Below are 11,689 nucleotides of genomic sequence, written 5' to 3' on the forward strand. Positions count from 1 at the left end.
AATTCGTGGCGACAAAACTGTTGTAAATTTTAACACATAGAAACATAGTTTCTGAAACCACATAAAGACGTTTCACTTGCATTAACAAACATAGCTATGTGTGAAAATCTAGATTTTTTTTAAACTCTTTTTTTAGCATTAAAATCTATGTTTCTATGTGTTTAAAAATTGTCAACGTATTACGAAATCATATTTTTTAAATCTTCAACAGAATTGGCTTCTTCTATTTTTTTGTCTTGTCGCCATCTCAAAATTCTTGGAAATCTTGTTGCGATACCGCTTTTATGTCTTTTGGAAAGAGAAATTCCTTCGAAACCAATTTCAAAAACCAACTTTGGTGTTACGCTTCTAACGGGGCCAAAACGTTCTAAAGTATTCTTTTTTATAAAATCATCCACTTTTCTGAATTCGGCATCGGTTAAACCGGAATATGCTTTTGCGAAAGTGACGAGTTCTTTTTCTCCGTTTTCATTGTTTTGCCAAAGCGCAAAAGTATAATCGGTAAATAAATTAGATCTTCGTCCGTGTCCCCGCATGGCGTAAGTTAGAACGGCATCAATTACTAAAGGCTCTATTTTCCATTTCCACCAATCACCTTTTTTTCTTCCAACTTGGTACGGCGAAGTATTTCGTTTTAACATTAAACCTTCGCTTTTCATTTCGCGTGCGCGTTCTCTTTCTTTTGCTACATCTTCCCAGGAAGTTAACGAAACCCTTTCTGAAAGCCGAAAAGAACGGGTTTGGTCTTTTATGTCATCATATAAATCTTCCAGTAATTTTCTTCTTTCTATATATGGTAAATTTCGAATATCTTTTCCTTCCCATTCTAAAATATCATACGCTTTAAGAATTACGGGCACTTTTTCCAGCAGATTTGCCGATATGGTTTTACGCCCGATTCTGGCTTGTAAATCATTAAAAGTTCCGATTTCATTTTCGGGAAAAGCCAAGATTTCAGCATCAATTACAGTTCCGTTTGGAATAATGCCTACAAAAGATTTAAACTCCGGATATTTATCTGTAACCAGCTCCTCACCTCTTGACCAAACATAAATTTCATCATCACGAATAATGGTTTGCGAACGTATTCCGTCCCATTTATGTTCGATGGACCAATCTTCAGGATTTCCTAAATCTTCGACATCACCTTCAATTGGATACGCCAGATAAAACGGATAAGGTTTTGATAAATAATCGGAGCTCTTTTCATCCAGAATCAATTCCTGAAACGTAATTGTATTTGGGCTCCAGTTTCCCATTAATTTATAAGCCAGTGCATCTTCATCTACTTCTTCTGCTTTTGATAAAGCACGTGTCATTAATTTTTGGCTTACGCCGATTCTGAAGCTTCCGGTAATTAATTTGGTAAAAACGAAACGTTCATAATAATTTAAAGCCATCCAGTTTTCGTGCAGATATTCTTTTTTCTCTGAATCAGTTTTCTTTTTTAAGGCGATGATTTCCTGTAGAAACTCGGTTAAACTTTTATCGGAATGTTCTTTTGTAGTTGGAATTATCAAAGCAATAGTTTCGGCCAAATCTCCAACAATATGGTAACTTTCTTCAAAAAGCCATAGCGGAATATTCGCCAGTTCATTTGCCCAAAGTCGCAATAAAGTCGTATTAACCGGTCTTGCCGGACGACGATGCGAAAGAATCGCAATAGTCCATACTTTATCTTCCGGCGATGCATTTTTAAAATACGTCGTCAGGGCATCTACTTTTACGTTCGTCTTGTTTGAACTGTCCAGCGTTTTTATAAGTTGGGCGAAATTTTTCATTTTTCGTTATACTATTTTAAACTCGTTGCGTATAATTTTTAAACACATAGAAACATAGGTTTAAAATTGAAAAAGAAGATGGTTTTAAAAAATCTAGATTTTCACACATAGCTATGTTTGTTTGAACAAATGAAATGCCTTTAATCACAAAGAAAAACTATGTTACTATGTGTTAAGTTTTTTCCATAATTAATTTTCAGAAATAACCGGAGTTTCATTTTGATCTATTTCGGTTTCTTTTTCTTCTTTTTCCATTTCTGCTGCTTCACCTTCATATTGTGTTTTTTCGGTTCTGGCATCGTAACCTAATTCCCTTAAATATTTGGCAAAAATATCAGTATAACCATGCGTACAAATTACTCTTTCTGCACCCGTTGCTTTGACGCTTTCTAATAAAGAATGCCAGTCGCAGTGATCGCTTAAAACGAAACCCTTATCAATCGCACGTCTGCGTCTTGCACCTCTAAATGCCATCCATCCGCTTGCTGAACCGGTTACAAAAGGTGTCATTTTTCTAATCCAGATACTTCCGTGTGCGCTTGGCGGAGCAAGAACAATGTTTCCTAAAAGGGCTTCTCTTTTGGTTTCTCTGGTTATTAATTCAGTTGGTGGAAAATAAACCATCGGGCGTAAAACATTTGTCATGTTTTCGATGGCGCCGTGCGTATATATTTTTCCAATATCAGTATCTAAATATTTTAAAAGGCGTTGTGCTTTCCCTAAAGAATATCCAAACAGAATTGAAGTTCTGCCTTCTGCTTTATTTTCTGCCCACCAATTATTGATTTCTGTAATAACTTCGGCTTGCGGCGTCCAATTGAAAGCTGGAAGTCCGAAAGTACATTCGGTTATAAAAGTGTCGCATTTTACAACTTCATACGGAGTTGAAATTCCGTCATCTTCCGTTTTATAATCTCCGGTAAAAACCCAGACTTCACCTTTGTGTTCCACTCGAATCTGAGAACTTCCAATAATATGTCCGGCAGGATGAAGGGAAAATTTTACATTATTGATTACAAAGGTTTCTCCCCATTCTTTTCCGGTAACATTTATTTCTCCCAAACGATGTCGGATTATGGGAATATTGGTATGATGTGTAATATAATTTTGATGTCCCCAGCGTGAGTGATCGGCATGTCCATGTGTGATTATGGCGTTTTTTACAGGACGCCACGGATCAAGGTAAACATCTGCCTGCTGGCAGTAAATACCTTTGTCATTAAAAGCTAAAAGGGGGATTTTCATAGTAATATATTTAAAAACATCTTTTCAGAAGTATCTCAAATTTAAACGTTTATAGAAAACTTCGTTTTACAACTTCACCTGATTAGTTTATTAAATTACAACTTTTTAATATTGTATTGTGATATAATCAAATTATCATTTGTACTTTTGTATAAAATTAAACAATTCGTAAATTTTAAAACAATTTATCCCATGTTAAAAGGATTCTTTCATGTACCAAAAGCGGTAAACGAACCTGTAAAAGGTTACGCACCGAACTCACCAGAAAAAGCAGCTGTTCAGGCAGCTTACACTACAATGTGGAACTCTCAAATTGATGTTCCTTTATATATTGGAAGTGAAGAAATCAAAACTGGAAACACAAGAAATATTACAGCTCCTCATGATCACAAACACGTAGTTGGAAAATATCATTTAGCTGAAAAACAACATATCGAAAAAGCGATTGCAAATGCTCTTGAATCAAGAAAAGCGTGGGCAAACATGGCATGGGAACAACGTGCTGCTATTTTCTTAAAAGCTGCTGAATTAATCGCTGGTCCTTACAGAGCGCGTATTAATGCTGCAACTATGATTGGTCAATCTAAAAATATTCATCAGGCAGAAATTGATGCTTCTTGTGAGTTAATTGACTTTTTACGTTACAATGTTGAGTTTATGACTCAAATCTACAACGATCAGCCAAAATCTGATTCTACTGTTTGGAACCGTTTAGAATACAGACCTCTTGAAGGTTTTGTTTACGCTATTACTCCTTTTAACTTTACTGCTATTGCTGCAAACTTGCCTGCAAGTGCTGCAATGATGGGTAACGTTGTGGTTTGGAAACCAAGTGACAGCCAGGTATTTTCTGCAAAAGTTATTATTGATGTTTTCAAAGAAGCTGGAGTTCCAGACGGTGTTATCAACGTTGTTTTTGGAGATGCTTTAATGATTACAGATACAGTTTTAGCTAGCCGCGATTTTGCTGGTGTTCACTTTACTGGTTCAACTCATGTATTTAAAGATATCTGGGCTAAAATTGGAGCAAACATTCACCATTATAAAACATACCCAAGAATCGTTGGTGAAACTGGTGGTAAAGATTTTATCATTGCACACCCAAGCGCAAACGTAAAACAAGTTGTTACGGGTATTACTCGTGGAGCTTTTGAATTTCAAGGTCAAAAATGTTCTGCAGCTTCAAGAGCTTATATTCCGCAAAGTTTATGGCCAGCTGTAAAAGAACAATTAATTACTGATGTAAAATCTATGAAAATGGGTTCTCCAGAAGATTTTGGAAACTTTATTACTGCGGTTATTCACGAAGGTTCTTTTGACAAATTAGCTAGTTATATTGACCAAGCTAAAAAAGATGCTGATGCTGAAATCATCATTGGTGGAAATTACGATAAATCAGTTGGATACTTTATTGAGCCAACAGTTATTGTAACTACAAACCCAAAATATACTACAATGGAAACCGAATTATTCGGACCAGTAATCACTATTTATGTTTACGAAGATGCTAAATGGGAAGAAGCTTTAGAATTAGTTGATACTACTTCTGAATATGCTTTAACCGGAGCAGTTTTCAGCCAGGATCGTTATGCTATTGAAGTAGCTACAACGAAATTGCAAAATGCTGCCGGTAACTTCTACATTAATGATAAACCAACCGGAGCAGTTGTTGGAATGCAGCCATTTGGTGGTGCAAGAGCTTCTGGAACTAACGATAAAGCAGGTTCTGCATTGAACTTATTACGTTGGGCTTCTCCAAGAACTATTAAAGAAACTTTTGTAACTCCGGAAGATTACAGATATCCTTTCTTAGGTTAATTTTTTGTTTCAAGTTTCAGGTTTCAAGTTTGAGACCTATTCATATAAAAAGCCGAATCTTGAAAGATTCGGCTTTTGCTGTTTTAGATACTTCTGATAATAATAAAGTATTATTAAACGTGTATGAGTCTTATATACAAGACAATTTTAAAAATTGTAGTACTTTTCTTATATATCTAATTATCAACAACATACGCTGTGAAAAAAACATATTTTGATATTTTAAAAACTTCTTGTTCCATTCTAAAAAGACACATCACTCTAAATTTGTCCCTGTAAAAAATTACAAGTTATACAAGATAAACAACTAAAAAATATGAGAAATTTAAACAATGTTCCACAGGTAATTTCAGAAGCAAAAAGTATTGGACATCCTATTAATTTTAAATGGACAAAAAAGAAAATAGATCAGCTATTAGATCCTATTGAAGGCAATGATGCATTAGAGTGTGTATTAATGCAAATTAACCATAAAGCGTCTGTAGGTTTAACAGCTGCTTTATTAGAATGGGTTTATTGGCGTTTTACAGGTTATACACAATTTACGCAAGACACACAAAAACGTATTGAAGCACTTTGGTGCTCCATTAACGATCGTGAGCAAACAAATCCTTTATTATTTGACTGCGATCTTGATATACCTGCTAATGGTTTAGTAAACGGGGCTTTATGGATCGCTCTAATGAATGTGAGAATGGTCGATGTAAAATACAGAAAAGGTTCTTACCTGCTTCAAAGCGAACTTGTAGGTCTGACCTTATTAGCCCGACACGTAACTCCAAAAAAGAAAACATTTGATAAATGGTTCGAGAAAACAATTGCCGAACTAATTCGTTTATATCCTTGTCAATACAGCTATGATAATCTTGATGAATCAGATGAAGCGATTTACGATTCTTCAAACGAACCGGTTTTATGCAGAGAATTGTTCTTTGATACTGAGTTTAAATACTCTGTAGAAGCATCAGAAAATGCCATTCATAACTTTATTGATAATTTAGACATAAAAGCAAATCCTTTTCTGGATTTTTCCAGGAAAGCATCTTAGTAGTAGAAACTATTAATTCAAAAAATAACCCGAAAAGAAATTCTTTACGGGTTATTTACTTTAAGTATAACTTAAGGCTTAAACTTTAAAGGAAGATGAACCACTTTTTTAGTTTCAAAAAATTCATCATCAAATATTGCTGCTAAATCATACAAAGTTGCACTTGGAAAATCTTTTAATTCTTCGGCCAGGTCACCGCCCTTTAAATATAAAATTCCATTTTTTAAAGTATGCTTATGCTGTTTTTTAATTTTATCATGAATCCATGAAACAAAATCCGGCATATTGGTTACGGCACGGCTTACGATAAAATCGAAATCGCCTTTTACCAATTCAGCACGTTTTTGTTCTGCTTTTACGTTCTTTAATTCTAATGCATCAACAACACCCTGAACTACTTTTATTTTTTTTGCAATAACATCAATTAAATAAAAACGGGTTTCCGGAAAAAGAATCGCTAACGGAATTCCGGGAAAACCGCCGCCGGTTCCAACATCCAGAACTGTAGCTCCGGGTTCGAACTTCATGATTTTAGCAATTCCTAAAGAATGTAAAATGTGTTTTGTATATAAGGAATCAATGTCTTTACGCGAAATCACATTGATTTTTTCATTCCAATCGTGGTATAAAAAGTCTAATTTTTGAAATTGTTCTATTTGAAGATCGGTCAAATCAGGAAAATATTTCAATATCTCATCCATTGCAGTAAATTTTTAACAAAAGTACTACTTTACGATTGAAATATTTAACTCAATTTTGCAAATTGAGAATTTATAATAATTACCTTTGAAAACTATTTAAAACAATTATGAATAACACTGCTCCAACTTTTGCTAGGCAAGACAATCTGAAGTTTTTCAGAACACTTAACTCACGGGTAAACAATTACTTTAAGGAGAATAACATTCAGAAAACAGGAAACTGGAAGTTACACTTAAAAGCCGTTATTCTATTCGCCGTTTTTTTAACTCCTTATTTTTTAATTCTTACCTTAAATATGCCTTTTTGGGTAATGCTGCTTTTATCAATCGTCATTGGCGTAGGGATGGCAGGCGTTGGAATGAACGTAATGCACGATGGCAATCACGGTTCATACTCTAACAAAAGCTGGATTAATAAATTCATGGGCGGAACTATTTATGTTCTTGCCGGAAACGTTTACAACTGGCAGGTTCAGCACAATGTGCTTCACCATACTTATACTAATATTCCCGGACACGATGAAGATCTGGATGCGGGAAGAATTATCCGTTTTACAGAACATGCAGAATGGCATAGTTTTCACCGTTTTCAACATTATTACTCTGTTTTCTTGTATGGTTTGTTGACTTTCAATTGGGCTATTACTACCGATTTTAAGCAAATGAGAAATTATCTTAAAAGAAAATTATCTTATGGTGAACCAAAAAGCCCAAAAATTCTTTGGACAACTTTAATTATTACAAAAGTAATCTACATCTCAATCTGGATTGTTTTGCCAATACTTATTGGAATTACATGGTGGAAAGTGCTTCTAGGATTTTTCGTAATGCACTACACAGCCGGATTAATCTTAAGTGTTGTATTTCAATTAGCACACGTTGTTGATCACACCACAAATCCATCTCCAAATGAATTGGGAGAAATGGACAATACATGGGCAGTTCACCAATTGTATACCACAACTAATTTTGCGCCAAAAAATGCAATTGTAAACTGGTACACTGGCGGATTAAACCACCAAATCGAACATCATATTTTTCCAAATATCAGTCACATTCACTATGGCAAAATTGCAAAAATCGTAAAGGAAACTGCAAAAGAATGTAATTTACCATATTACGAATACAAAACAATGAGAAGTGCTATTGCAGCTCACTTCAAACATTTGCGTGACTTAGGAATGAAACCTGAATTATCTGTTTAAACTAAAAAAATCTATTAATAATTAACCATCCTTAAATAGCGCAACAATTAAGGACATTCAAAATTTTTATAATGAACCATATTCTTTCGGACAGAATCAACAATCTTGCGACTTCGCAGACATTGGCAATGGCAGCTTTAGCTCGCGAATTAAAAGCACAAGGAAAAGACATTATCAGTTTAAGTTTAGGTGAACCAGATTTCAATACACCAGACTTTATTAAAGAAGCTGCAAAAAAAGCAATCGATGATAATTACAGTACATATTCTCCTGTTGATGGATATCAGGATTTAAAAGAAGCTATCTGCAGAAAATTTAAAAGAGACAATGATTTAGAGTATAAACCATCTCAAATCGTAGTTTCTACAGGAGCAAAACAATCTTTATACAACATTGCACAAGTAATGTTAAACGATGGTGACGAAGTTATTTTACCAGCACCATACTGGGTTTCTTATTTCGAAATCGTAAAACTTTCTGGCGGAGTTCCGGTTGAAGTTCCTACTTCTGTAGAAACAGATTTCAAAATTACTCCAGAGCAATTAGAAGCTGCAATCACGCCAAAAACAAAAATGATGTGGTTCTCTTCTCCATGTAATCCTTCTGGATCTGTTTACAGCAGAGAAGAATTAACAGCGCTTGCAAAAGTTTTAGAAAAACACCCAAATATTTACGTAGTTGCCGATGAGATTTATGAGCACATCAATTTCTCAGGAACTTTCTGCAGTATCGGTTCAATTCCGGGAATGTTAGAAAAAACAATTACTGTAAACGGAGTTGCAAAAGCATTTGCAATGACAGGATACAGAATTGGATATATTGGAGCTCCGGAATTTATCGCAAAAGCGTGTACAAAAATTCAGGGACAAGTAACATCTGGAGCAAACTCTGTGGCACAACGCGCTACAATTACAGCTGTAGATGCTGACCCAAGCGTATTAAACGAAATGGTTCAGGCTTTCCACGGTCGTAGAGATTTAGTTGTTGGATTATTAAAAGAAATCCCGGGAGTAAAAATCAACGTTCCAGAAGGTGCATTTTATGTATTCCCAGACGTTTCTTCTTTCTTCGGCAAAACATTAAAAGGAACTGAAATCAAAGATGCAAACGACGTTTCAATGTATCTTTTGGCAGAAGCAAACGTTGCAACAGTAACTGGAGACGCTTTCGGAAATCCAAACTGTATTCGTTTCTCTTATGCAACAAGCAACGATATTTTAAAAGAAGCATTACGCAGAATCAAAGAAGCTTTGACTGTATAATTAGCTATAATATAAAGTAAAAAGGGTGTTTTAAAAACACCCTTTTTTTGTTTAATCAATTAAAAGGGCAGCAATATCTTTTGTAATTGAAGTTGGAGAATTACATTCGCAATTACTCAAACCAACCACATAAACCTGTTCTGTTGGCTCATAAACTCCCATAGATTTAAAACCGAAAATACTTCCGCCATGTTCACGGATTATTTTGTTTTTCACCTTTTCTAAATGCCAGCCGTATCCATAATCTATATTCGTCCCGTTATTTAGTTTATAATTCGTAAAAGCTTTTTCTGTATAAACTGGATTTAATAATATATTGGTATTTATTGCATTTTGCCATTTCAGCAAATCATCAACATTGGACATTATCGATCCCGAAGCATACGGAATAGAAAAACTAATATAATTTGCATTTATATAACCATTCTTGTCACGATAACCAGATACCCTGTTTTTAATAATTTTATCATGACTTGCATAATAACTGTTTTCCATTCCTGCTTTCTTAAAAATATTTTGAGTTATGAATTCCTCATAAGTCTTTCCTGATACGATTTCAATTATATAACCCAAAAGCACATATCCAGAATTGCAATATTTATATTGTTCGCCGGGTTTAAAATCAATAGGTTCATTCTTAAAAAAATCTACTAATTCTTTAGGCGACAAATCCTGTCTGGCAATATCTTTAATCGATTTCATACTCGTAAAATCTTTAATTTCTGAAGTATGTGTAAGCAAATGATGCAGTGTAATCACATTTCCATTCGTTGGATAATCTGGAATAAACTTCGTAATTTCATCATCAAGCTTCAGTTTTCCCTGTTCAGCAAGCATTAAAACAGAAACAGCCGTAAATTGTTTGGTCATCGAACCAATTTCAAAAACAAATTCAGGTTTCATTTTAATATTCATTTCTAAATCAGCCATTCCAAAAGCTTTTCTGTACACTACTTTTCCTTTCTTAACTGCCAGAAAAACAGCTCCCGGATTTTCAGGTTTAAACTTTGAAGTAATTAAGCTATCAATTTTAGTTTCTAAATTCTGAGCCGACAAACCCGAACAAGTCATTATAAACAGAACAATAAACGATTTTAAGATTGATTTCATTTTATGATTATTTAGTTTGATTGATAAAGCTTTGACGGCATCAATCGCCTAAAGGTTACAAAAAGTAAGTTTATACATTTTATGGGCGTGTCCCTCCGGGTCGGGCTATCCGTTACAAGTCCTCGTCTCGTCAAAAGACGAGACTGCGGGCTTCCCACTTCTATCCCTCACGCAAAACGGAAACGACACAATTCATTTTCAAAAGAAAAAATCAGCTGAATCTGCTAAATCTGCGAGAACAAAAAAATAAACTTTCAAAATTCCCATTCCACAATATTGTAAAACACCACATATAATCCTGTAAAACATAACACTTTATAAATCGCCAACTTTGTAATGTATTAATTTAAAAACTATTAGTCATGATACATACAGATGAAACCACAAAAGAAACAGTGAAAACTTTAGAAGGATTAATTTCAATTCTTGAAGATGGAAAACTAGGATATACAAACGCAGCAGAACATGTAGAGAATTTAGCCATCAAAGCTGATTTTTTGGAATATGCCCGTGAAAGAGCTTTATTTATTGTAGAATTACAAGACGAAATCAATAAACTTGGAAAATCAACAGATACATCAGGCGGCGGACCACTAGGAGCTTTACACAGAACTTGGATTGATATCAAATCATCTTTCACAGGTGGTGATACCGAAGCTATTATAAACGCTTGTATTACCGGAGAAGAAGCTGCTATCGAAAAATATAAAAAAGCGCTCGAAGAAAATGAATTAGAACACAGTCAGGTTTTTATTGTTTCAAAACAATTAAACAGTATTCAAAATACTTTATCGCAAATTAAAATGAAAGCAAGCTAATCGATTGGTTCATGCTTTTTTTGAAAACTACTTGGTTTTAGGACTGGGTAGTTTTTTTGTTTTGTCAAAATTGATAAAAAATCTTACTTTCGTCGCAGCCAAAATAATAAATCAAAAAACATGACCTTAACTTTACGCAGCATATTTATTTGTTTCATTTTTATTTCCTTTTTCCCTTATGCGACCAAGGCACAAAACACAGGTAAATTTATCTACGCCTCAATTGGCCTTGGATTGACTACGTCATATTACAAAGAAAAAAATCCAGAAATAATTGATGGTTCGGGTTTTTATGCTCAGGGAGAATATGTAGTTGGTTTAACTTCATGGTTTAGCTTGCGACCTTATGCAGGAATTATAATTACATCAACTAATGAAAATTTAGAAAAAAACCCAGAAAATTATAAAGTGACAACTAAAGCTTTTTCTTTGGGAGGAAAAGTTCGTATTTGTGCACCAATTCCTTGGGTTGCACCTTTTGTTGAGGGTGGAATTGGTACTTCAATAGGTTCTTTTGAAACTTATATTCCAGATGTTAATATCAAAAAAAACGGGATGGTATTTGACATTCCTTTCTCTTTTGGTTTGGCACTCGGTCCTAAAAACAATATAGATGTTGCATTTACTTATCTATTTCATCCAGCTGCTGATCAATTCTCTGGAGCAGTAGCCGCAGGATTTTCTTTTCCATTAGATTAAAA

Annotated in this window: 10 protein-coding genes; 6 read left to right on the forward strand and 4 right to left on the reverse strand. The window is 34.4% G+C overall.

Annotated features, from left to right (window positions below; translation table 11 throughout):
• Nucleotides 1-179 precede the first annotated feature (179 nt).
• Both FLAPXU55_RS09460 and FLAPXU55_RS09465 read right to left on the reverse strand, forming a co-directional pair.
• On the reverse strand, nt 180-1,781 hold the full coding sequence (locus FLAPXU55_RS09460) for an ATP-dependent DNA ligase (protein WP_180857462.1): 1,602 nt from the start codon (nt 1,779-1,781) through the stop codon (nt 180-182).
• 189 nt (nt 1,782-1,970) lie between these two features.
• Nucleotides 1,971-3,026: a ligase-associated DNA damage response exonuclease gene (locus tag FLAPXU55_RS09465; protein WP_180857463.1), complete on the reverse strand. Its 1,056-nt coding sequence runs from the start codon at nt 3,024-3,026 to the stop codon at nt 1,971-1,973.
• Nucleotides 3,027-3,218: 192 nt separating this feature from the next.
• Between FLAPXU55_RS09465 and pruA the strand changes: the two genes are divergently transcribed.
• Complete coding sequence (pruA, locus tag FLAPXU55_RS09470; protein WP_180857464.1) at nt 3,219-4,844, forward strand: L-glutamate gamma-semialdehyde dehydrogenase; 1,626 nt, start codon at nt 3,219-3,221, stop codon at nt 4,842-4,844.
• Nucleotides 4,845-5,160: 316 nt separating this feature from the next.
• Complete coding sequence (locus FLAPXU55_RS09475) at nt 5,161-5,892, forward strand: hypothetical protein (protein WP_180857465.1); 732 nt, start codon at nt 5,161-5,163, stop codon at nt 5,890-5,892.
• Between the two features lie 71 nt (nt 5,893-5,963).
• On the opposite strand, the gene rsmG is transcribed toward FLAPXU55_RS09475, so the two are convergent.
• Entirely contained in the window at nt 5,964-6,593 is a 630-nt protein-coding gene (gene rsmG, locus FLAPXU55_RS09480) for a 16S rRNA (guanine(527)-N(7))-methyltransferase RsmG (RefSeq protein WP_180857466.1), read from the reverse strand.
• 107 nt (nt 6,594-6,700) lie between these two features.
• On the opposite strand from rsmG, the gene FLAPXU55_RS09485 reads away from it, so the two are divergent.
• Together FLAPXU55_RS09485 and FLAPXU55_RS09490 are read left to right on the forward strand one after the other, a co-directional pair.
• Complete coding sequence (locus FLAPXU55_RS09485) at nt 6,701-7,798, forward strand: fatty acid desaturase family protein (protein ID WP_053472042.1); 1,098 nt, start codon at nt 6,701-6,703, stop codon at nt 7,796-7,798.
• A 71-nt stretch (nt 7,799-7,869) separates the two neighbouring features.
• Complete coding sequence (locus tag FLAPXU55_RS09490) at nt 7,870-9,060, forward strand: pyridoxal phosphate-dependent aminotransferase (RefSeq protein ID WP_053472041.1); 1,191 nt, start codon at nt 7,870-7,872, stop codon at nt 9,058-9,060.
• Between the two features lie 51 nt (nt 9,061-9,111).
• Here FLAPXU55_RS09490 and FLAPXU55_RS09495 read toward each other — a convergent pair whose 3' ends face one another.
• Nucleotides 9,112-10,170, reverse strand: a complete 1,059-nt coding sequence (locus FLAPXU55_RS09495) for a serine hydrolase domain-containing protein (protein WP_180857467.1) — start codon at nt 10,168-10,170, stop codon at nt 9,112-9,114.
• Between the two features lie 362 nt (nt 10,171-10,532).
• On the opposite strand from FLAPXU55_RS09495, the gene FLAPXU55_RS09500 reads away from it, so the two are divergent.
• Together FLAPXU55_RS09500 and FLAPXU55_RS09505 are read left to right on the forward strand one after the other, a co-directional pair.
• A complete protein-coding gene (locus FLAPXU55_RS09500; protein WP_053472040.1) occupies nt 10,533-10,988 on the forward strand; it encodes a ferritin-like domain-containing protein in 456 nt (151 codons plus the stop codon).
• A gap of 120 nt (nt 10,989-11,108) precedes the next feature.
• Nucleotides 11,109-11,687, forward strand: a complete 579-nt coding sequence (locus FLAPXU55_RS09505) for an outer membrane beta-barrel protein (protein WP_180857468.1) — start codon at nt 11,109-11,111, stop codon at nt 11,685-11,687.
• Nucleotides 11,688-11,689 lie beyond the last annotated feature (2 nt).

This window comes from Flavobacterium panici (assembly GCF_903819335.1).
Classification (GTDB): Bacteria; Bacteroidota; Bacteroidia; order Flavobacteriales; family Flavobacteriaceae; genus Flavobacterium; species Flavobacterium panici.

Excerpts from the sequence above, each read along its gene's own strand:
- FLAPXU55_RS09495 (WP_180857467.1), bottom strand. The coding sequence starts at position 10,170 with ATGAAATCAATCTTAAAATCGTTTATTGTTCTGTTTATAATGACTTGT.
- FLAPXU55_RS09460 (WP_180857462.1), bottom strand. The coding sequence starts at position 1,781 with ATGAAAAATTTCGCCCAACTTATAAAAACGCTGGACAGTTCAAACAAG.
- FLAPXU55_RS09490 (WP_053472041.1), top strand. The coding sequence starts at position 7,870 with ATGAACCATATTCTTTCGGACAGAATCAACAATCTTGCGACTTCGCAG.
- rsmG (WP_180857466.1), bottom strand. The coding sequence starts at position 6,593 with ATGGATGAGATATTGAAATATTTTCCTGATTTGACCGATCTTCAAATA.
- FLAPXU55_RS09465 (WP_180857463.1), bottom strand. The coding sequence starts at position 3,026 with ATGAAAATCCCCCTTTTAGCTTTTAATGACAAAGGTATTTACTGCCAG.
- FLAPXU55_RS09475 (WP_180857465.1), top strand. The coding sequence starts at position 5,161 with ATGAGAAATTTAAACAATGTTCCACAGGTAATTTCAGAAGCAAAAAGT.
- FLAPXU55_RS09500 (WP_053472040.1), top strand. The coding sequence starts at position 10,533 with ATGATACATACAGATGAAACCACAAAAGAAACAGTGAAAACTTTAGAA.
- FLAPXU55_RS09505 (WP_180857468.1), top strand. The coding sequence starts at position 11,109 with ATGACCTTAACTTTACGCAGCATATTTATTTGTTTCATTTTTATTTCC.
- pruA (WP_180857464.1), top strand. The coding sequence starts at position 3,219 with ATGTTAAAAGGATTCTTTCATGTACCAAAAGCGGTAAACGAACCTGTA.
- FLAPXU55_RS09485 (WP_053472042.1), top strand. The coding sequence starts at position 6,701 with ATGAATAACACTGCTCCAACTTTTGCTAGGCAAGACAATCTGAAGTTT.